The sequence below is a fragment of the Desulfacinum hydrothermale DSM 13146 genome (genome assembly GCF_900176285.1).
GTDB classification, from domain to species: Bacteria; Desulfobacterota; Syntrophobacteria; order Syntrophobacterales; family DSM-9756; genus Desulfacinum; species Desulfacinum hydrothermale.
Genome location: NZ_FWXF01000008.1, coordinates 131,494 through 151,384, shown reverse-complemented (window position 1 = coordinate 151,384; position 19,891 = coordinate 131,494). Strand labels below are relative to the sequence as shown.

The window sequence follows — 19,891 nt, the reverse complement described above, 5'->3', positions numbered from 1 at the left end:
ACGGGCGGCACATCCCTTGGGCGGCGTGGAACCCAGCACCGAGCAAGAACACCGTCAAGGCGGCCTACTTCACCTTCTCCACGGGATATCCCGCCTCCTTCCATGCCTTGATACCGCCCGGGCACCGGACCACGTTGGTGTAGCCCAACCGGACGGCCCACATGGCCCCGTTATGGCTTCGGGTGCACTTGGTAAAGCCACAATAAAAGACGATCAGCCGATCCTTGTCCGATCCCAGCAGCTTGAGAAAGGCGTCCTTCTGGGCCGGCTCCAGGCGCTCCAGTTCCGGGATGGGAAACTCCATCTGGACCGCTCCGGGGATGTGCTGCTTTTTGTAGCTGGCTTCATAGGGCATGGTGTCCACGATGAGCATGTCACGGCCCTGGTCGATCCATTGCTTGAGCTCTTCCGTGGTCACCACCTGGTAGCCGCCCCGCTCCACTTCCCGGTAGAAGTTGACGGCGATCTTTTCCGTTTCCACTTCCTTCTTGCCCCATGCATACGCGTTCTGTACCGAAGCCGCCAGACAACCCAGCGCCGCAAGACACACCAAGACAAGAACCGCTCTTTTCATACCAACTCCTTTCCCATGTCCTCCACCCAATGATTCTTTTCCTTCCATCGGTTCCACACAAGATGGGCCCCCAACAGGGCGAGCATGAGCCAGTCCCGGTAGAAGGCCTGGCGAAGCGATTCCTGGGACGCCAATTCATCGGCGGAAAAACATCCGCAGTCGATGGCGAGCCCCTTGAGAATCCCGAACCACAGCACGCCGATGAAGACGACGAGAAGACCCGCCATGGCCCAAAAGCTCCAGGCGGCGTTGCAAAGGGCGCCCACACCCACCCCGATCTCCACCAGGGGCAGCCCCACGGCCACCAGCCCCAAGGCCCATTCGGGCACCAATTCATAATGGGAGATGGTGTCGGCAAATCGGGACGGATCGGAAAGCTTCACCGCCCCCGCCCACAGGAAGGCGACCGCCAGCCCCACCCGCACAACGGTGAAAAACCACCAAACCGGGTTCCGGCGGCTAAGACAGGACGCCTTCGCTTCCAACATGCCGTCATCCTCCCTGCAAAAGGTGGAATCGTTGCCTGGCACCCCCCAAGGAACTAGCGCCTAAGCTTATGCACCCCGACCGGGCAGCTCAAATAGGTAATTGAAATGGATTCCCGCCGGTTGCATTGCCCCCTTCTATGGGCTTGACTCGCGGCCACAAACATGCAAATGAGTTGCATGTCTGTGGCCTTCATGGGACCCGGGGAGTGCAGCGTAAGAATCTTGTCATGAATTCAAAGGAGAATCGGTGAAGTATCGAACATTGTTCTTGATCGTGGCCCTTGGGGTCATGGCGGCTCTTCTTTTGGCATCCCACGAAGGATCCGCCAGCAAGCAGATCCAGGTGGTGGTGAGCATCCTTCCCCAGAAGTACTTTGTGCGCCAGATCGCCGGCGACCGTGTTCATGTTTCGGTGCTGGTGCCTCCGGGCGCCAACCCGGCCGTCTATGAGCCCACACCGGCCCAGATGAAGGCCCTGTCCCAGGCCGCCGTCTACTTCACCGTGGGGGTTCCCTTCGAGAGGACCTGGCTGCCCCGGATTCGCTCCGCCTTTCCCGACCTCCGCCTGGTGGCCACCGACCGGGAGATCCGAAAACGAATGCTGCCCCGCCACGTGCACGGGCAGCCGGAACAGGCCGCGCAGGCCACGGGCAGTGAAGGGGAGAAGGGCTTTCCGGATCCCCACGTGTGGCTGGCGCCCCACCTGGTGGAGGTGCAGGCGCGCGCCATCTTCAAGGCGCTGGCGGACCTGGATCCCGACCATGCCGCGGTGTACGAAGCCAATTACAGGCGGTTCACCCTGGACCTGGTGGATCTGGACCTGGAACTGCAGCGCCGGTTCCGGGCGGTGGGGCAGGCCAACCGCTTTGTGGTCTTTCACCCGTCCTGGGGCTATTTTGCCCACGCCTACGGCCTGAGGCAGTGGGCCATTGAGCTGGAAGGCAAGGAAGCCCGGGCTCCGGAGTTGAAACGGCTCATGGATGATGCACGCTCCTTGGGCGTGAAGACGCTTTTCGTGCAGCCCCAATTCGCGGCACGTTCGCCCCGTGTGGTGGCCCAGGCCATCGGGGCGGAGCTGGTCCCCCTGGATCCCCTGGCGGAAGACTGGGCGGACAACCTCCGGGCCGCCAGCCGCCGCATCAAGGAGGCCCTTCGATGAAGAGGGAACCGACCCGGGAAGTGGCCAGCCTGAGCGGGGTCACCTTTGCCTACAACGGCCATCAGGTGCTGGAAGGCGTGGACCTGGATCTGGAGGAGCGGGATTTTGCGGCCATCATCGGTCCCAACGGAGGCGGCAAGACGACCCTGATGAAGATCCTGTTGGGACTGCTGCGGCCCCAGCGCGGGCAGGTGCTTCTTTTCGGAGAGCCTCCACAGCGCACCGCTCACCGGGTGGGCTATGTGCCCCAGGACATCCACGCCAACAAGCACTTTCCCATCTCGGCCCTGGACGTGGTCCTCATGGGCCTGCTTCGCCCCGGTCGGCTTTTCCGCCGTTATTCCCGCGACGACCATCGGGCCGCCGAAGAGGCGTTGGACCAGATGGAGATGTGGCCGGAACGCCACAAGAGGATGGAGGAACTTTCCGGCGGACAGCGCCAGCGGGTCTTCATTGCACGGGCTCTGGTTTCCAACCCGCAGGCCCTCTTTTTGGACGAACCCACGGCCAGCGTGGACGCCATGGGCCAGACGGACCTTTACAGCCACCTGAAGCGTTTGAACGAGCGGATCACCATCCTGGTGGTCACCCACGATCTCATGGTGCTTTCGAGCTACGTCAAATCGGTGATCTGCGTCAACCGATCCCTCATTCACCACCACGCCCCGGAAGTCACGCCGGACATGCTGCGGCTGGGCTACCGGTGCCCCGTGGAACTGCTGGGCCACGGACATCTGCCCCACCGCGTGCTGCCGTGCCACGGAGGGCCGTGTTGTGAGTGAGTGGCTCCAGCTCCCCTTCGTTCAAAACGCCCTGCTGGGAGGTCTCCTGGCCGGAATCCTCTGCGGAATCATGGGCACGTACGTGGTGGCCAATCGAATCGCCTACCTGGCGGGGGGCATCGCCCACGCGGCCTACGGCGGCGTGGGACTGGCGCTCTTCTTTGGCCTTTCGCCGCTTCTGGGCGTGCTGGGCTTCACCTTGGCCGGCGCCCTGATCATGGGCTGGCTCTATTTGAGGGAACGGCATCGGGCGGATACGGCCATCGGGGTTCTCTGGGCCTTCGGCATGGCCGTGGGGGTTCTGTTCACCGACCTGACACCGGGCTACAACGTGGACCTCATGAGCTATCTTTTCGGCAGCATTCTGGCCATTTCACGAGGGTCCCTGGCAGCCATGGCCGCTCTCATCGTCGCCATCGGCCTTTTTGTGATCTGCTTTTACCGGGACCTGGCGGCCGTTTCCTACGACGACGAATTCGCGCGGGCCCGAGGGATTCCGGTGACCGCCTTGCAGCTCCTTCTCATCGTGTCCGTGGCCCTTTCGGTGGTGGTGCTCATTCGGGTGGTGGGACTCATCCTGGTCATCGCCCTGCTCACCATCGCCCCCTACATGGCGGAAAAAAGGTGCCGGTCCCTGGCGTCCATGATGGTGATGTCCAGCCTTCTCAACTGTCTGTTCGCCGTGGTGGGCTTGGGGCTGTCCATCCGATTCAACGTGACGTCGGGCCCTGCCATCATCTGCGTGGCCTCGCTGGCCTACTTTGCCTTCATGGGCTGGCTGGCCCTGAGACGCCGGGCTTGAAGGCCGACCGCGGCCCACAGGAGATTCCGCACTTGTTGGCCCACACCTGAATCTTTTGGGCTGCGCAAAGGGGAAGGATCATGTGTGAACGCTGCGACTACGGGGAGCTTCTCCACTCGGTGGGGCTTCGGGCCACCGAACATCGGCTGACGGTGCTCCAGGTGGTGGGGGCCGCCTCCGCCCCCTTGACGGCCCGGGACGTGTACCAGGCCGTTCAAACGGACCGGCCCATCAACCGAGTCACCGTCTATCGCGTCCTGGATTCCCTGGTGGAAAGCGGACTGGTGGAAAAGATGAGCGCCGGGGATCGAACTTTTCGTTACGGACTGGCGCCCAATGAGCACCATCCGCGGCACGCCCACTTTTTCTGCCGCCGGTGCGGCCTTATGACCTGCCTTCCCCCGGAAACCCTTCCCATTGCCTGGCAGCGCGCCACCGGTACCCTGCCCGGCGTTCCGGAAAAGGTGGAGATCCGCGTGGACGGCATCTGCGATCAGTGCTTGGAATCCCGAGAGCTGGTCCAAAAATAGTGTGAATGAACTCCTTTCCCGTAGCCCATCCCTTGGGGACGGCGCATCCCATTGGTTCTTCCGATCCATGCCAGAAGGATTCATCGAAACTTCCTATTTGTGTGTCCTGCCCTCGGTTCCTATGTTGCCCCTTGATTTCGTGATTCGCCCAGAGCAAGGAGGCATGCGATCATGACACCAAAGCGCATCGATTGTCGGGGGCTGGCCTGCCCGGCGCCGGTTTTGAAAACCAAGGAGGCACTGGACCAGGGGGGAACCGATCCGATCACGGTCCTGGTGGACAACGAGGCGGCCAAGGAAAACGTGCGCCGCTTTCTCAGCCGAAACGGCTACCAGGTGACGGTGCAGGCGGACGGCGAAACCATTGTGGTGGAGGGAAGCCGGGATGGTGCCCAGGCCTGTGAGATCTTCGTTCCCGAGCCGAACGAGGCCGAAGACGCCCGCGTGTTGGTTTTGGTGGGAACCCAGCGGATGGGATCCGGGGATGACACCTTGGGCGAGAAGCTCATGGAAAATTTCCTGGGAACCCTCCAGGAGATGGGCCCCGCCTTGTGGCGTCTGGTCTTTCTCAACGCCGGTGTGACCTTCACGGTGGACGATTCCCCGGTGCTGAACGTGCTTCAGGATCTGGAAAAGGCCGGCGTGCATATCCTGGTCTGCGGTACCTGCCTTTCCCATTTCGGGCTGCTGGAAAGAAAGAAGGTGGGAGAAACCACCAACATGCTGGATATCGTCACCTCCTTGCAATTGGCCGACCGGGTGATCAGCTTCACGTGACCCCGAAGGCCGCCCTTCCCGGATACCCACCCCGACGCACCCGTCCCGGAAGGGCGCGGCAAGGAAGGGCGTGACGGCGCGCGGAATAGGGGTGAGTGGCCGGCCACGACCCCCGCAAGGTGGCGCTTCCCGTTTGACAAACGCATGGCGAACCCGTAAGAAAGGGCGCGATTGCCAGGCAGAAGACGGGAGCACCCATGCCCACCACATCCGCCAAGAACCTGTTCATCTTCAATGTGCTGGACGGCCTGAGGGACGGCTTGTCCCAGTTTTCGGGCCCCAGCCGTGCCGCTCTGCTCTACGCCGAATCCGCCCACGATCCCATCCGGATCTGCGATCCGGAAAACCTGCTCCGGGGCCACGAACCCATGCTCCAGGCCCTTTATCTGGATTCGGACCAGTGGCGTTCCGAGGCGCCGGACACCCAGGGCATGCAGCGTTTCGGTCAGATCTATCCCGAAAAGAACCTGGAGTTGGCGGGATTGATCTCCTACGGCGGCCGCTCCCAATCCATCTTCTACCAGATGTGGTTTACCGAACACCATCCGGACATGTGTTCCGTGGTCCCCACGGAAAGGTGGTTGGAACATGCGGTGTGGCTGCTCAGCCACGACTTTGCCACCTCCAGCGCCTTCTATACCGGCTCGTCCCGATACGTCCTCCGCGAATACGCCACCCATGCCGTGCGGGACACCATCATGGACGGGCTCAACCTGATGGTCGGCTGGGACAACCGACTCCAGGTCTATCCCATGCTGGACGCCGTCCTGGCCATATCCAAGACGCCCGAGGAAGGCGCCTGGCCCCGGGGGGACCTGGTCTTTGTGGAGGAGCGCTTCCTGAAGGAGATTCCCTTCATCGCCCGCTTTCCCAAAGCGGAGCGGCCGGAAATGAGAAACACCAAACATATTCGAAAACTTCTCCAGGCCGTGGAATACTCCGACCGCCAACTGGTCTCGGACGGTCGCAGCCTGGTGGGCATCGCCCGCGGGGCCTTGCCCGATTGCCGTGTGACAGCCCAATTCCTGGGAAGCCATGGTTTTCTTCACCTGAACGGGAGCCCCATCTGCAGCTTTTCCGACGGCCGGTTCCATTCCACCAACCGCCGCGCCAAGCTGGTTCAGCTGGAGGAGGCCCTGCTCAGTTCTTCCCTGGATACCACCATGGCGCACACCCTGTTCCAGATCACAACCGCCATCGTCCATGGAGCGGAAGAGAAAAAACACGGCTGCACGCTGGTACTCGACCTGAACGAGCCCCCCATCACCCTGTCCGGGCAGGAACTGGACCGATCCCTGGACCTGAGGGATCCGGTCAACTTGGACCTGGCCAAATCCCTGGCCAAGGTGGACGGCGCGATCCAGATCGGCCGGGACGGCCGCCTGCATCGCTTCGCCTGCCTCCTGGACGGGCGGGCCGTACCCGGTGAAAATCGGGCCCGGGGCGCCCGGTTCAATTCCGCCTTGCGCTTCACGGCCGAAAACTCCCACATCCTGGTGGTGGTCGTCTCCGCCGATCGGCCGGTTTCCGTCATCCAGGACGGCGTGGAACTGACCGCCGTTTGCCAGTGGAAGCCCAGCTCCCGACTGAGCGCCACCCCGCCCACACTGGAAGATTGGATTTCCTGGGGATAAAGTCGTCTTTCCATCGCGTTTTCCTATTGGACCTGGCTTCAAGGAATGACTACTGAAGGTTCGGGCATGGATCGGCGCGGCTGGATGGGGCACTGCCGCGGCCCTTTACCGCGCAAACAGGATTGGCAAAGGAGGCTGGAGCCTTGAGAACGCCCAAGTTGGCACTTCCCAATTTCGTGGATGACGTGGACCGTTTGCGAGACCTGGCCCTGGAACTGGGGGCGGCGGGTATCGATTGGAGTTTTCGCCCCCACACCCTTCCCCAGACCCCCTTGGAACAAACGCGGCTCGCTCGCCTTCTGGCGCGTTTGCAACCGCTGGAAGTCCGCTATCACGCCGCACTGCCCCATCTGGACCCGGGGGACCGGGACCCGGAACGAGCCGAAGTGGCCCGGAAGGCGATGGAAAGGCTTTGCCGGGTAACGGCCCGCCTGGGAGGCCGCGTCCTCACCCTCCACGTGGGCCTGGGACGGTCCACCACCCAGGATCTTTCCTGGCACCGCACCCTGGACAACCTGAAATCACTCAACGACACGGCCCGCACCCTGGGTATCCGCCTCTGCCTGGAAAACCTGGCCTGGGGATGGACGAGCCGGCCGGACCTCTACGAGAAGATGCTTCGAAAAACAGGGCTTTGGGCCACCCTGGACATCGGCCATGCGGCCGTGAGCCCCTCCATCACCAGCCAGCAGTTCGAGATGGAGGACCTGGTCTCCCCCCATGCGGATCGGTTCCTCAACGCCCACGTCTATCACCTGGAAGTGGACGACCACCACATCCCGCCGGAACGAGCCTCAGACGTGTCCGACCGATTGGATTTGATCTGGGAGCTTCCCTTCTGCGACTGGTGGGTGTTGGAACTCCGGGACGAACACGATGTGAGAAAGGCCCATGGGGTGGTCCACACGTACGTGGACCAGAAAGAAGCCCTGGAAGCCCGCCAGGCTCAAGGGGTCTTCTTGCGGATGTAGAGCACCTTTTCGATCCTTGCCACCACCTGCTCCGATGCGTCCACCACCTCCACCGTGAAGGTGGGCAGGTACTTGCCCCGCTCCGCCACCTTTTGCCGGATTTCCTGAAGGATTTCCTCGTCCAGGTGGAAATGGGCCCGCACCGTGCCGCGACCGGGTTTCACGAACTCGATGGAAGCCGCCTTGTCCCAGACGATATAGTCAGGCCCCAGGTTCTTGATGAGCATGAGCATGTAGAAGGGATCCACCATGGCATAGAGGCTGCCGCCGAAGTGGGTCCCCACGTAGTTGCGATTCCAGAAGGTGAGCGGCATCTCCACCACAATGTCCCGGTAGTCTTCCGATACGCGTCGTACGCGGACTCCCGCCCCCAAATACGGGGGGTACATGTTGAGCAGCCATCGAAACGAACGGTGATTCATGGCCCCTCCCTCGCCTTGAAAGTTGGGCGTCGTGACGGAGCCCCGGACGGTGCAGGGGCGGCTTCCATCGAGCCAGCCCACTCGGGCGGCCCCCCCGGTGGTCATTCGCCTTGAGCCAAACGCACCAGCACGCTCCGAAAGAGAAATTCGTCTTCTTCCGGAATGTCCTTCAGAAACGATTCATTGGCTTCCCGGCTGATTCGGATGATCTCGCGAGCCACCCGTTTTCCATCGTCCGTGAGACAGATGAGGATGGATCGGCGATCCTTCGGGTTCTTGTGCCGTTTTACAAAGCCGAGGCGCTCCAGCCGATCCAGGATCCCGGTGAGGGTGGCGCTGTCCAGCTGAACCCGCTGGCCCAGGCGGGCGGAGCTGACCCGGTCCTGGTCGGCCAGAAAAGCCAGGACCAGGCCTTGAACGGCGGTCACCCCGAGGTGGGAGATTCGGGACGTCCAATATCGCACGCCGGCCTGGGCCGCCTTGGCCAGTTGGAAGAAGATGCAATCTTCGGGCTTTTTGAGCATGCCATGACCTCGCAGGGATTTTACTTGCATACAAGCAAATAGCCCGCCCGCGCCATGCTGTCAAGCGCCGGGGGCCGATTTTGCCTTTCCTTGCCGCTGGAAGGATCGGCCCTGTGGAAGGCGCAGGCCCGTGGAGGTCGTTTGACGGCCCCGTGGGATTCACCCCGTCCTTGTCTGTTGCCTGGGGCCTGGAGACGAACGGGGCGGGCAAAGCACAACGATTTATATGGCGGGGGAATGGCGCCGGCACGGCCCTCCTGGCCCTGTGGCGTGCGGGGTGCACCGCGGCCTGCCTCGTGCCGGTAAAATGGGCCGCGACCAGCCGAACCTGGGGCCCCTTACGGAAGGGCACCGTCCGGACTGGGAGGCTGTCCCGCAGTGGCTCTCCGGATGAAGATGTGGGGAACTGTCCATTTCCTTACCTGGCCACGGAACTTGAGCCCAGTGCAAAAGGGTCATCGTGGCGCTATGACGTGGCGCGCAATAGCCCATGGACCACACGACGTTCGGGGCTCATCCGAAGCTCTGAAGGGCTGGGCATCGAAAAATGGGCGATGAAACCCTTTTGGCTTCCAAGGGCGCACATTGGTTCGCGGAAAATCCCGGCAGGCGCCTTTCGGAAGCCGTGGTGACCGCCTCCTGCCTTCCAGGGCTTGGTCGGGCTTGCGAGGCGGCGGTTCGTCGGGAGGGTGCGAAGGTGGCGGCGGCAGTGGGTGGCAGCGTGACGCGACGGCGCTCAGAGAGTTCCCACAAGGCACAGGTGCACCTTCCTGGCGTTGTGAAGGACCTTGTTGGCGTGGCTTCCCATGAGAAAGGGCTTTTGTTCCTTGAAGCTGCGCTTTCCCATGAGGACCGCTTCGTACTCGCCCCTTTCCATCTCCCTCAGGAGATCCTGGGCGATCCCACGCTTGGCGGAAAGCACTTTGGTCTCGATGGATGAGTCCGCGATTCCTTGCAACTGCAAGGCATGGCGGGCTTCGTCCATGAACTTGTCCACAAGCCGACGGCTTTCCTGTTCCCAGTCTTTTCGCCACTCCTGGCGTTCGTTGCGTTCCCCGGCATCCAAGATATGGCCGTCGTCCCAGTACGCGGGGGGAAGGGGCGGCATGATATGCAAAAGGGTATAGGAGAGGCCCGGGGTGGGAGCGATCCACTCATTCACGTAGTAGGTGATGGCCCGGCATTCCGGCCTTCCTTCCACCGCCAGCAGGACCTTGCCGCTGGCCGGGGCTTCCGGATCCATGACCCACACGGTGCGGTGTTCGGAATAGTGAGCCACCCGGCTGGAGACACTGCCCAGCAGGAGGTTTTCCGCCGTGCTCAAGCCGCGCCGCCCCACGGTGAGGGTCCGGATCTTTTCCCGTTCAGCCGTCTTGAGAATGTCCATACCCGGATCCAGGCTGTCATAACAACACGTCTCCTCCACCTGTTCCTCCGTGTACCCCGCATCCAGGAGCGCTTGCCGGCATCGGCCGGTGATGCTCCGGCAGATCTTTTCCTGGGTATCCCGAGCGATTCGAAGCGAGGTGTCCGCGTCCCACAATTCCCCTGGATAGAGCAGCAAGTTCTGCTGGACACAGTGGAGCAGCAGAAAACAACAGTCCTTGCGGCCGCCAAGGAACGATCCGAACCGGGACACGGCCTGGAGGCACCGTTCGGATCCGTCCACCGCCATGAGAATACACTTTCTTTCCATCTCGGTTTCTCCTTTCGGGACGGACGTCCCCCTGGACATGGGAAGGCCTTGATGATCCGAAGCAGGTTCCACTTCTAAAAAAGCATAACCTGGTATCGCACCAAAGCCACCCCGGGTCGGGCCGTTCCCCCATGCCGCAGCAGATGGACGGCTGGGAGGCTGTCCGAAAATGGCCTTTCGCCTTTTGGTGGCTTTCTGACCCGTAAAAATTTCACCGGCCCCGCGGTGCTTTTTGAATTTTCAGACAGCCTCGGTGGGGCGGGTTTGGAACCCGCCCCGACGGCGCCCTGGCCAGGCCGCCCGAAAAGTCATGGCCCAAGCGGGGCTTCGCCGGAGCGGGATCACCCCGGCGGTTCGCCCCACGTGCACCAAGCCCGTTCCAGCCCAGACCGCCAAGACGCACCCGCCTGGTCGTATCAAACCACCCGGTACCCACGAAAGAAAACCAACGTGTCCGTTGACGGCCAAGCCCTTAGAGAAAGTCGGGCGGGAAATCGGACAGCCTGCGAATGACGGGTATGGACGGGAGACTTTGGAGGAAGACGCGCCCGTAGGGCTTGGTGGTGAGGCGGCAATCGAACAAAACCACCAGACCGCGGTCGGTTCGGGAGCGGATGAGACGACCGATGCCCTGCTTGAGGAGCAACACCGCCCGGGGCACCTGGTAGCGGTAGAAGGCATTTTCACCGGATCGCTTGAGGATCTCCAGGCGGGCGGCCGTAATCGGATCGTCGGGCACCTCGAAGGGCAGCTTGTCGATGAGCACGCAACTCAATGCCTCGCCGGGCACATCGATACCTTCCCAGAAGGAATAGGTGGCCAGCAGGACCGAGTGCAGCTGCTTTTTGAAATCAGCCAGCAGGGCCCTCTTGGGCCGTTCCCCCTGGCACAGGATCGGATAGGGCAGGGCGCCGTCTGCCACGAGTCGCTGGTGCACCTCGTGCATGTTCCGGTAGCTGGTGAAGAGAAAGAGGGCGCGGCCCTGCGTTCGCTCCAGAACGGCCCGGGCTTCCGCGGCCACCGCCTGGCAAAATCGGCGATCCTGAGGCGCCGGGAAGGGCTGGGGCAGGTAAAGCAGGGCCTGGCGGGAAAAGTCGAAAGGGGACGCAAAGATCTTTTCCATGGCCTCCGCGGGCACCCCCAGCCGATCCCGGATGAAGTGGAAGGAAGGACGCCCCTGCTGGGCCGTGGCGAGTGTGGCCGAGGTGAGGATGACGGCGCCGGTGCGAGAGAAAACCCTTTCGGAAAGAATGGGTGCCACTTCCAAAGGCGTGGCGTGCAGGGTGAAGCTTTTTCGCACCGGCGAGGCCTCGTACCAATACGTCAGGTGAGGATCTTCCTGGGCCGAAAGCATCTCCAGGTTCTGGGCCAGAGCCGACAGGCGTCCCCTGGCCAGGTCCACAGCGGGAGCAAGGGAGCCGTGGGATTCCAGGAACGCGGCCAGATCCCGCAGGGACTCCACCAGATCGGCACCGATCGTTTGGAAGGGCTTTCCCAGACGGGAAGGATCCAGGCGCACCCGGCCGCCTCTTTTTCCCGCCCCCTCCACCAGCACCTGGTGCAGGTCCCACAGCTTTCGGGACAGATGATCGCCGGTTCCCGCCACCCGGGTTCTCAGTTCCGCCGGCGCTTTGGGCAAGGCGGCGGCACGCTGGAGGTCCCGAAGCGTTTCCAGGACCTGGTAGCTGGAAAATTCCAGGCCAAAATAGAGGGCCGCCACATCTTCCAGGCGGTGGGCCTCGTCGAAGACGAACACCTCAAAGGAAGACAGGAGATCCCAGGCCCCTTCCCCTTCCACGGACAGGGACGCGAAGAACAGGTGGTGGTTGACCACCAACAGGTCGGCCCGAGCCGCCTCGGCGCGATTTTTTTGAACGAAGCACTCTTCGTGGTGGGGGCACTGGCTTCCCAGGCATTGATCGCCGGAGGCGGTCAGTTCCCCCCAAAGAGGCGCGTCCTCGGGGAAAAGGTCCACTTCAGCGCGGTCTCCCGACCGGGTCTGGGTCGCCCAGGAGCGCAGCTTTTGAAAGGAGGCGGCTTCTTCTCGGTTGAAAAAGGAGGGCTGGTAGCTGAATTCATGGTAGCGGCGAAGGCAAAGGTAATTCCTTCGTCCCTTGAGGACCTTCATGCGCAGTTTGGGAAAGAAGTGCCGTTGGAGGAAGGGGATGTCGTGTCCCAGGATCTGATCCTGCAAGGCCTTGGTGGCCGTGGAAACCACCGTCTTCTTTCCACTGAGAAGCGCCGGAACCAGGTAGGCAAAGGTTTTTCCGGTTCCCGTTCCCGCTTCGGCCAGAAGCGGGACGGACCGGCCGATCGCCTCCCAGACGGCTTGGGCCATCCGGCTTTGGGCCGGTCGGTGCTCATAGGCCTCCACGACCCGGGACAGCGGACCGTTGCGGTCGAAAAAGGATTCCACACTGGGGGCAGTGGCCATGGGGCGCCGTCAATCCTTCCAGAAGAGGTCCGATTTGAAAAAGGAATCGGACGTGCTTTCCTTCACCCCCAGTTGGGACGGGGCCGCTTCCGTCCGTTGGGGCACTGTTCCTTCCTTGAAAGCCATGTAGACCGGCTTGGGCGCCTTCTTGGAAAAGTGGGCCTTGGGCTGGACCTTGGCGAAGACGATACCCGGCGGAACGGAAAAATTTTTCACCGGCTTTCCCTTGAGCCAGGCTTCCATGAAGTAGAGCCAGATGGGAGCGGCGGCCCGACCTCCCGTTTCCCTGCGCCCCAGGGAGAGGCGATGGTCGTCGTGGCCCACCCAGGCGCCGGCCAGGGTGGAGGGGGTGTAGCCGATGAACCAGGCGTCCTTCAGGTCGTTGGTGGTGCCTGTCTTGCCGGCGGCGGGGCGGCCGAGGCGACGTACCCTCCGGCCCGTTCCCTCCTGGATGACCCCCTGGAGGATGTGGGTCACCAGAAAGGCCGTCTGGGGGGAGATCACCGCTTCCTGGCGCGGCGCGTGCTCTTCCAGCAGGCGCCCGTCCCGATCGTAGACCGCCTCCACCAGATAGGGTTCGGAACGCACCCCCTGGTTGGCGAAGGCCGAATAGGCGGTGAGAAGCTCCCACAGGCTCACTCCCGAAGCGCCCAGGGCCAGGGAGAGGGTGGGGGTGAGCGGCGATCGGATTCCGAGCCGGTGGGCGTAGTCCACCACGTACTCGATGCCCACCTGTTGGAGCAGCTTGATGGTGACCACGTTCCGCGAGTGGATGAGGGCATCTCGGAGCAGAAGGGGGCCCCAGAATTTCCGATCGTAGTTGGCCGGTTTCCAGGGCCCTTGCAGGCTGGGATCGTCTTCGATGATGGGCGAATCGATGAGCACCGACGCGGCGGTGAAGCCCCGGTCCAAGGCGGCGGCGTAGATGATGGGCTTAAAGGCCGAGCCCGGCTGGCGGATGGCCTGGATGGCCCGATTGAACTGGCTCTTGGAAAAATCCTTTCCGCCCACCAGGCAGTAAACCCGGCCCGATCGGGGATCCAGGGCCAGAAAGGCCCCTTCGGCGGCCGGCTCCTGTTCCAGCCGGACGTTCCACGTGGAACCCTCCCGGCCTTCCAGCCGCACGCGGATCACATCCCCCGGCGCCAAGGCCTTTTTGCGCGACTTGAAATAGCGCGCCGCCCATTTTTCCTTGGCCGGCGCTCGAAGCCGCGCGTTCCGATCCCCGCCCAGGGACACGCGGCAGCTTCCGCCGCGCCGGCAATCCAACACCACGGCCTCCACCACGGCGCCGGCCGTCAGATCCCCATACCTTTGCTCCAGTTCCTTCAGCAACCCGTCCCGTTGGGCCCCTTCCACATGCCCGTGCGGTCCCCGATAGCCGTGGCGCTTGTCCAGTTCCTCCAGGCCTCTTCGCACGGCCGCCTCCGCCGCGCGCTGGGCGTCCAGATCCAGCGTGGTGTGAATGGAAAGCCCTCCCCGGTAGAGGGCATCGCGTCCCAAATGGGCCTCCACCCGTCGCCGCACCTCCTCGGTGAAGCTGTTCCGCACATTCACCGACGAAGCCCCCGGCTCGGCCAGATCCAGCGGTTCCCGGCGGGCCTTTTCCGCCTCATCCGGCGCCAGGAATCCCACCTCCACCATGCGGTCCAGCACGTAGTGTTGCCGTTCTCGAGCCTTTTCCAGATCGCGAAACGGGTTGTAGCGGCTGGGCGCTTTGGGAAGGCCGGCCAGCAGGGCGGCTTGAGCCACCGTGAGCTCCGAGGCGCTTTTGTCGAAATAGGTCCGGGCGGCCGCTTCCACCCCGTAGGCACCCGAGCCCAGATAGATCTGGTTCAAGTAGAGGTGGAGGATCTCGTCCTTGGTCATGGATCGGTCGATGCGGTAGGCCAGGATGGCTTCCTTGATCTTTCGGATGTAAGTGCGTTCGGGGCTCAGAAGCAGGGATTTGACCACCTGCTGGGTGATGGTGCTGCCTCCCTGCACGATCTGGCCCGCCCGCACATTCTTGATCATGGCCCGCACGATACCCGCCACATCCACCCCGCCGTGTTCATAAAAGCGTGCATCCTCGGCAGCCAGGAAGGCCTGGATCACGTGGCGGGGAAAAGACGCCAGGGGACGCACGTAGCGCCGTTCCGTGTAGAATTCGCCGATGAGCGTCCCGTCGGCGGCGTACATCCGACTCACCACCGGAGGCCGATACTCCTTGAGCGACTGGATGCTGGGAAGGGACCGCTCCAGCTGGATGTAGGCAGCCGTCACCACAAACGCCCCCACCATCACAACCATGACGACCAGCGCCACTGCACCGATCCACCAGCCCCTTCTGGGGTTGGGCCCATGCGCCCTTTCACCTTCCCGACCGGGATCCTTTTCCATATAGTGCATGACTGTCCTCGCAGGGAACGGACCGGCCCGCACCCGTCCAAAGACTTCCGCGGAGGGCCCCGGATCCGCTCGTACCCCCGTGCTTTTCGGTCCGCGCCCTGATGCCGCTGGACCGGGGAAGGCCCATCCTAGCGGAAGGACCCGCGGAGGAAAAGGGGCAAGGCCCAAGATACCGCCGTCCTGCCGTCTTCCCATCCCCCGTTCCTGCGTCGAGATCCCCGTCCACGGATCGTTCTTACGCCAACAGATCCCGGTCCAGGGAACGGTACTGGATGGCTTCCAGCAAGTGATGGGCCTCGATGGACGGGCTCGATTCCAGATCCGCAATGGTTCGGGCCACCTTCAGAATCCGGTGGTAGGCCCGAGCGCTCAGATGGAGCTTTCCAAAAGCTTCGTCCAGGAGCCGCTCGCCCCGGGAATCCAGTTCACAAAACCGTTCCAGTTGCCGAGGGCCCATGAACGCGTTGGCAAAGATCCCCGTTGCGGCGAAGCGCTCCTGCTGGAGCCTTCGGGCCGCACAGACCCGTTCCCGCACCACAGACGACGCTTCCCCGCGGGCTCCATCGCGCAGGTCTTCCACCTCCACCGCAGGCACCTCCACGTGCAGATCGATGCGATCCAGGATGGGTCCGGAAATGCGGCTTCGATAGCGCTGGATCTGGTGGGCGGAACAGCGACACGCCCTTCGGGGCTCTCCAGCGTATCCGCAGGGGCAGGGGTTCATGGCGGCGGCGAGCATGAAGCGGGCGGGGTAGGTGAGCGTCATACTGGCCCGGGCGATGGTCACCCGACCGTCTTCCATGGGCTGGCGCAACAGGTCCAGGATATTGCGGCGGAACTCGGGCAATTCATCCAAGAAGAGCACCCCGTTGTGGGCCAGGCTCACCTCGCCCGGCCGGGGCACGTGGCCGCCGCCGATCAGCCCCGCGTCTGAGATGGTGTGGTGGGGGTGGCGAAAGGGGCGCACACGCACCAGGGGCCGGTCGCCCAGAAGCCCGGCCACGCTGTAAATCTGCGACGTTTCCAGCGATTCTTCCAGGCTGAGCGGAGGCAGGATGGACGGCAGCCGCTGAGCCAGCATGCTCTTTCCCGATCCCGGCGGCCCCACCAGCAGGATGTTGTGATTTCCCGCCGCCGCCACTTCCAGCGCCCGCTTGGCATGTTCCTGGCCTTTGATGTCCCTGAGGTCCAAGGCCGCTTCCGGGGGATCGCCCGTTAAGTCGGCCTTGCTTGGAACGTGGGGAGGCAATGGCGCTCCGCCCCCCAGGTGCTCCACCACCCGGGCCAGGTGATCCGCCCCATGGACCGTGAGATCGCCCACCACCGCCGCTTCGGCCACGTTTTCCGAAGGCACGATCATCTCGCGCCATCCCAGGGCCTTGGCTCCCATGGCCATGGGTAGGCACCCGTTGACCGCCTTGACCCGCCCGTCCAGGGAAAGCTCCCCCACCAGGACCGGCAATCGTTCCGGATCCAGTTCCAGCAGGCCGGATGCGGCCAAGAGCCCCACCGCCACGGGCAGATCGAATCCCGCGCCTTCCTTTTTGATGTGCGCCGGAGCCAGGTTCACCGTGATCCGGTCCATGGGAAAGGGATATCCACAATTGTGCAAAGCGCTCTTGACCCTCTCCCTGCTCTCCCGAACGATGTTGTCGGGCAGGCCCACCATGGAAAAGGAGGGCAGTCCGGTGGAGATGTCCACCTCCACTTCCACCAGGAAGGCCTCGATGCCGACGACCCCGAAGGTGTAGGTCTTGGCCACCATGCGCGTCGGTCCTGCTTTGAAAGGTGCTTGTCTTCTGCGGGAGAACTCCTTTAGAATCCTCATCTTCCGGAAGTGAACACGGGGGCCTTCGCTTCCACGGACCCCCCCAATGAAGACGGGATTCCTTCGAGCCATGATTGCCTGCTACTACGATATCCTTGGCGTCTCCAAGACGGCCAGTCAAGAAGAAATCAAGGGCGCCTTCCGGCGCCTGGCCCTGCGCTGGCATCCCGACCGGAATCCCGGAGGCGCCGAGGCGGCGGAAACGTTTCGGCGCATCCGCCGCGCCTACGAGGTCCTTTCCGATCCCGAAAAACGAAGGCGCTACGACCTTCGCCGTGGAATCGCCGGGCTCGACCATGGCAACGGCGGCTCCACCTTCCAGTGGACCCACGAGATGTGCGGCGCCGTCTCCGAGGCGCTCCACGACATCCTGGGCATCCATCCCCAAGGCGCCTACCCGGAAAGGAAGGTGGACCTGCGTTTCGATCTGGAGGTGACCCTCGAAACGCTCCTTGTGGGTGCAAAGGAGGAGATCCGATTCGAGCGGGTCCGCTACTGTCCGGAGTGCCGAGGCAACGGACATTCGCGCCGAAACGGATCAAGCACCTGTGGCCGCTGCCAGGGGTCCGGTGAAATCCTGGAAGAACAGACCCTCACGGTCACCATCCCGCCCGGATGCACCCACCAAAGCCGCCTCCGCATTCCCGGCGCGGGCGATCACCTCCATCCCCAAGCCCCTCCCGGAGACCTGGTCATCGTCTGCCATCTTTTGGAATTGCGTGATGCGTAGGAGACTGACCCGCACCTGCCTTTCGGGGGATTTGGGACCAGCGGAGATTCCACTGGGCCATGGGGCTCTTTTACGTTCGCAGAAAGCCCTGTAGGGCCGGGTTCGGAACCCGCCCTACGGCTGCATGGCCAGGCCGCCAGCACGACCCCGCCTGGTAGATCCAACCTTCCGGCCGCGCCAGCAGGGAGCAACCTGGGCGTTTTCGGACAAGCTCCCCGTCCGCGATCCCTGGAAGCGGCCCCGTGGGTTACCGGTCGGACCCGTTGGACGGATGGGCCGTGGAAGCTGCGTCCGTCCCGGCCGACAGACATCTCCATGGCTACAGATCCTCCTCTTTTGAAACCGTCACGGCGGCGGGCGTACCGGATGGCGCGCGGCCGGCCGCGCCCACGGCCCGAACCGCAATGTCCTGGACCTTTCCGTAGGCCGCCTCCACTTGGAGCGTCAGTTTTTCGATCTGGCTTCTTTGTGTTTCCACCAGAGATTCCAGCGAGGCGATCTTGGCCAACAGAACGTTTTTCTCGCCCTCGAAGCTCTTTTTCATGAGGGCTTCCCGGGCCGCCGCCTCCGCCTGGACACGTTCGGTGGCTTCCCGCACCGCCTTTTTCACCTCTTTTTCCAGTTCCTGGGGAAAAGCCGCCACCTTGGCTTCCAGTTCCTCCACCCGTTTTTCCCGCTCGGCCACCTTGGCCTCGCGCTCCTCCAAGGCCTGCCTCACCTCGGCCGTCTCCTTTTCGAATGCCGCCTTCTTTTCATCGATTTCCTTCTGCAGGCGGGCCAATTCGTCCTGGAGCGCATTGACCTTCTGTTCCCGCTCCCTTTTCAGGTTGTATTCGTATTCTTCCCGTTCCCGGACGCGCTTCTTCTCCTCTTCGCGCTTCAACTCCTTGATCTGTTCGGCCATGGCCTGCTTTTGCTTTTCCCACTCGGCCCGCTTCGTGCGGATTTCCTCTTCCAAGGCTTCCTTCCGAGCCGCCATGTCCTGCTCAAACTGCGCCTTCTTTTCCCGTTGCGCCTCCAGAAGCGCCGCCAGGCTGTGGGCTTCCCGCTCGATGCCGAAAATCTCTTCCAGCTCCTTTTCTTTGATCTCTATGGCCTTCTTGATCTTGGCATACCGGGTGGTCTCTTCCTCCAGACGCGCGGACATGGCATTGAGCGCCGCCGCCGTCTCCATCTTGAGCTGATTGATGGTCTCCAAGACCCTTTCCGTGGGAAGGGCGTCGGCCGTGGTCACCACCTCCCGCTTCTCCCTCTTTTCCTTTTCTTCCTTGGGCTTGAGGGTTTCCTTGGAGCGTTCTGCAAGAAGCTTCCGGAGTTTGTTGTAGGCCTCCAGCATCTCCTTTTTGGTGTTCGCTGAGGTGATCTTGGGAATCTCCGCCTGGTTGGTCATGATATTCTCCTTATGGCTTCCTCTCCAGTTCAGGACAAAGGTCCGCGGCACCCCCGTGCCCGAGAAGACTTGCGCCGGCCACCGAGCAGGCATTCCCTACTTAAGAAATTTTTTCAGTAGGGCGTTGGGCTGTTCGGGCTGGAAAGCCTCCGGATCGAACTCCTCCCCCCCCCATTCCATCATGTGTTCGTGGTCGGGGTGCGCCGGGTCGCGGCGCGCTTCCAGGAAGTACTCGTAGCCCCCAATCCCCCCCACGTCCTCCGGGGGACAAGCACGCTTTCCCTCGATCACCCGGGCCCGGGGCGCCTTGCGATCAAAGGGCAGGATCTTTTCCAGAACGATCTCATGGATCCAATCGTCCCCAAAGTCGTACCAATAGATCATCCGGTCCTCTTCCTGGACCAGCACATCTCCCAGTCGGTATTTCGCTTCATTCTTCCCGCGTGGCGGCTCGTCTGGAATGCGGGGTTCGAAAACCACGCCGTTGCTTTCAAACTGGTGCAAGTGCTGATTTTCCCAGCCCATGGCAACCTGCAGCACCAGATGGAACTGGTCCAAGCGCAGGCGGCTGTCCACGAGCAGGCGACGCCAGATGGGCGGTTCGCTTCCTTTGAGAGTGACCTTCACCTGATAGGTATGCCGTTCGGGCCGTACCATGGATCTTCTCCTTTTCGGATGTACACCATAAGCCTTCGCATCGGTCTTTTTCGAACATGCATTCAACCTTAAAAGGGCGCCCTGGAACAAGTAGAATTCTCT

At 62.6% G+C, this 19,891-nt stretch carries 18 protein-coding genes; 8 read left to right on the top strand and 10 right to left on the bottom strand.

What is annotated here, in order from left to right:
* Nucleotides 1-64: 64 nt before the first annotated feature.
* Entirely contained in the window at nt 65-574 is a 510-nt protein-coding gene (locus B9A12_RS09050) for a rhodanese-like domain-containing protein (RefSeq protein WP_084057560.1), read from the bottom strand.
* Nucleotides 571-1,062: a MauE/DoxX family redox-associated membrane protein gene (locus B9A12_RS09045; protein WP_084057559.1), complete on the bottom strand. Its 492-nt coding sequence runs from the start codon at nt 1,060-1,062 to the stop codon at nt 571-573. Before B9A12_RS09045 ends, B9A12_RS09050 begins: the two co-directional genes overlap by 4 nt.
* A 247-nt stretch (nt 1,063-1,309) precedes the next feature.
* On the opposite strand from B9A12_RS09045, the gene B9A12_RS09040 reads away from it, so the two are divergent.
* The 7 genes from B9A12_RS09040 to B9A12_RS09010 all read left to right on the top strand — a co-directional run bounded on the left by B9A12_RS09040 (nt 1,310) and on the right by B9A12_RS09010 (nt 7,717).
* Nucleotides 1,310-2,221, top strand: coding sequence for a metal ABC transporter solute-binding protein, Zn/Mn family (locus B9A12_RS09040; RefSeq protein WP_084057558.1), 912 nt, complete (start codon nt 1,310-1,312; stop codon nt 2,219-2,221).
* Nucleotides 2,218-3,003, top strand: coding sequence for a metal ABC transporter ATP-binding protein (locus B9A12_RS09035; RefSeq protein WP_084057557.1), 786 nt, complete (start codon nt 2,218-2,220; stop codon nt 3,001-3,003). Before B9A12_RS09040 ends, B9A12_RS09035 begins: the two co-directional genes overlap by 4 nt.
* Nucleotides 2,996-3,805, top strand: a complete 810-nt coding sequence (locus B9A12_RS09030; protein WP_084057556.1) for a metal ABC transporter permease — start codon at nt 2,996-2,998, stop codon at nt 3,803-3,805. Before B9A12_RS09035 ends, B9A12_RS09030 begins: the two co-directional genes overlap by 8 nt.
* Nucleotides 3,806-3,885: 80 nt before the next feature.
* Entirely contained in the window at nt 3,886-4,335 is a 450-nt protein-coding gene (locus B9A12_RS09025; RefSeq protein ID WP_084057555.1) for a Fur family transcriptional regulator, read from the top strand.
* A 171-nt stretch (nt 4,336-4,506) separates the two neighbouring features.
* On the top strand, nt 4,507-5,112 hold the full coding sequence (yedF, locus tag B9A12_RS09020) for a sulfurtransferase-like selenium metabolism protein YedF (protein ID WP_084057554.1): 606 nt from the start codon (nt 4,507-4,509) through the stop codon (nt 5,110-5,112).
* A 197-nt stretch (nt 5,113-5,309) separates the two neighbouring features.
* The gene (locus B9A12_RS09015; protein ID WP_084057553.1) at nt 5,310-6,746 is read left to right on the top strand and encodes a DNA integrity scanning protein DisA nucleotide-binding domain protein; all 1,437 of its coding nucleotides are present in this window, start codon (nt 5,310-5,312) and stop codon (nt 6,744-6,746) included.
* Between the two features lie 143 nt (nt 6,747-6,889).
* Nucleotides 6,890-7,717, top strand: coding sequence for a sugar phosphate isomerase/epimerase family protein (locus B9A12_RS09010; protein ID WP_170920494.1), 828 nt, complete (start codon nt 6,890-6,892; stop codon nt 7,715-7,717).
* Here B9A12_RS09010 and B9A12_RS09005 read toward each other — a convergent pair.
* The 6 genes from B9A12_RS09005 to B9A12_RS08980 all read right to left on the bottom strand — a co-directional run bounded on the left by B9A12_RS09005 (nt 7,693) and on the right by B9A12_RS08980 (nt 16,949).
* A complete protein-coding gene (locus B9A12_RS09005; protein WP_084057595.1) occupies nt 7,693-8,139 on the bottom strand; it encodes a DUF4442 domain-containing protein in 447 nt (148 codons plus the stop codon). The genes B9A12_RS09010 and B9A12_RS09005 overlap by 25 nt on opposite strands.
* Before the next feature lie 101 nt (nt 8,140-8,240).
* A complete protein-coding gene (locus B9A12_RS09000) occupies nt 8,241-8,663 on the bottom strand; it encodes a MarR family winged helix-turn-helix transcriptional regulator (RefSeq protein WP_170920492.1) in 423 nt (140 codons plus the stop codon).
* Between the two features lie 736 nt (nt 8,664-9,399).
* Nucleotides 9,400-10,359, bottom strand: coding sequence for a universal stress protein (locus B9A12_RS08995; RefSeq protein WP_170920490.1), 960 nt, complete (start codon nt 10,357-10,359; stop codon nt 9,400-9,402).
* 472 nt (nt 10,360-10,831) lie between these two features.
* A complete protein-coding gene (gene yoaA / locus B9A12_RS08990) occupies nt 10,832-12,793 on the bottom strand; it encodes a DNA repair helicase YoaA (RefSeq protein WP_084057549.1) in 1,962 nt (653 codons plus the stop codon).
* Nucleotides 12,794-12,802: 9 nt separating this feature from the next.
* On the bottom strand, nt 12,803-15,184 hold the full coding sequence (locus B9A12_RS08985; protein ID WP_170920489.1) for a penicillin-binding protein 1A: 2,382 nt from the start codon (nt 15,182-15,184) through the stop codon (nt 12,803-12,805).
* Nucleotides 15,185-15,419: 235 nt separating this feature from the next.
* Complete coding sequence (locus tag B9A12_RS08980; protein WP_084057548.1) at nt 15,420-16,949, bottom strand: YifB family Mg chelatase-like AAA ATPase; 1,530 nt, start codon at nt 16,947-16,949, stop codon at nt 15,420-15,422.
* Between the two features lie 109 nt (nt 16,950-17,058).
* Here B9A12_RS08980 and B9A12_RS17805 point away from each other — a divergent pair, with 109 nt between their 5' ends.
* Nucleotides 17,059-17,742, top strand: coding sequence for a DnaJ domain-containing protein (locus B9A12_RS17805; RefSeq protein ID WP_084057547.1), 684 nt, complete (start codon nt 17,059-17,061; stop codon nt 17,740-17,742).
* A gap of 319 nt (nt 17,743-18,061) precedes the next feature.
* On the opposite strand, the gene B9A12_RS08970 is transcribed toward B9A12_RS17805, so the two are convergent.
* Both B9A12_RS08970 and B9A12_RS08965 read right to left on the bottom strand, forming a co-directional pair.
* Complete coding sequence (locus tag B9A12_RS08970; RefSeq protein WP_084057546.1) at nt 18,062-19,132, bottom strand: coiled-coil domain-containing protein; 1,071 nt, start codon at nt 19,130-19,132, stop codon at nt 18,062-18,064.
* Nucleotides 19,133-19,228: 96 nt separating this feature from the next.
* Complete coding sequence (locus B9A12_RS08965; protein ID WP_084057545.1) at nt 19,229-19,789, bottom strand: plasmid pRiA4b ORF-3 family protein; 561 nt, start codon at nt 19,787-19,789, stop codon at nt 19,229-19,231.
* Nucleotides 19,790-19,891: the final 102 nt, after the last annotated feature.

What these genes read in the sequence shown, in the direction of transcription:
- B9A12_RS09050 (WP_084057560.1), bottom strand. Translation starts at nt 574, where the DNA reads ATGAAAAGAGCGGTTCTTGTCTTGGTGTGTCTTGCGGCGCTGGGTTGT.
- B9A12_RS09045 (WP_084057559.1), bottom strand. Translation starts at nt 1,062, where the DNA reads ATGTTGGAAGCGAAGGCGTCCTGTCTTAGCCGCCGGAACCCGGTTTGG.
- B9A12_RS09035 (WP_084057557.1), top strand. Translation starts at nt 2,218, where the DNA reads ATGAAGAGGGAACCGACCCGGGAAGTGGCCAGCCTGAGCGGGGTCACC.
- B9A12_RS09025 (WP_084057555.1), top strand. Translation starts at nt 3,886, where the DNA reads ATGTGTGAACGCTGCGACTACGGGGAGCTTCTCCACTCGGTGGGGCTT.
- yedF (WP_084057554.1), top strand. Translation starts at nt 4,507, where the DNA reads ATGACACCAAAGCGCATCGATTGTCGGGGGCTGGCCTGCCCGGCGCCG.
- B9A12_RS09015 (WP_084057553.1), top strand. Translation starts at nt 5,310, where the DNA reads ATGCCCACCACATCCGCCAAGAACCTGTTCATCTTCAATGTGCTGGAC.
- B9A12_RS09005 (WP_084057595.1), bottom strand. Translation starts at nt 8,139, where the DNA reads ATGAATCACCGTTCGTTTCGATGGCTGCTCAACATGTACCCCCCGTAT.
- B9A12_RS09000 (WP_170920492.1), bottom strand. Translation starts at nt 8,663, where the DNA reads ATGCTCAAAAAGCCCGAAGATTGCATCTTCTTCCAACTGGCCAAGGCG.
- B9A12_RS08995 (WP_170920490.1), bottom strand. Translation starts at nt 10,359, where the DNA reads ATGGAAAGAAAGTGTATTCTCATGGCGGTGGACGGATCCGAACGGTGC.
- yoaA (WP_084057549.1), bottom strand. Translation starts at nt 12,793, where the DNA reads ATGGCCACTGCCCCCAGTGTGGAATCCTTTTTCGACCGCAACGGTCCG.
- B9A12_RS08985 (WP_170920489.1), bottom strand. Translation starts at nt 15,184, where the DNA reads ATGCACTATATGGAAAAGGATCCCGGTCGGGAAGGTGAAAGGGCGCAT.
- B9A12_RS08980 (WP_084057548.1), bottom strand. Translation starts at nt 16,949, where the DNA reads ATGGTGGCCAAGACCTACACCTTCGGGGTCGTCGGCATCGAGGCCTTC.
- B9A12_RS17805 (WP_084057547.1), top strand. Translation starts at nt 17,059, where the DNA reads ATGAAGACGGGATTCCTTCGAGCCATGATTGCCTGCTACTACGATATC.
- B9A12_RS08970 (WP_084057546.1), bottom strand. Translation starts at nt 19,132, where the DNA reads ATGACCAACCAGGCGGAGATTCCCAAGATCACCTCAGCGAACACCAAA.
- B9A12_RS08965 (WP_084057545.1), bottom strand. Translation starts at nt 19,789, where the DNA reads ATGGTACGGCCCGAACGGCATACCTATCAGGTGAAGGTCACTCTCAAA.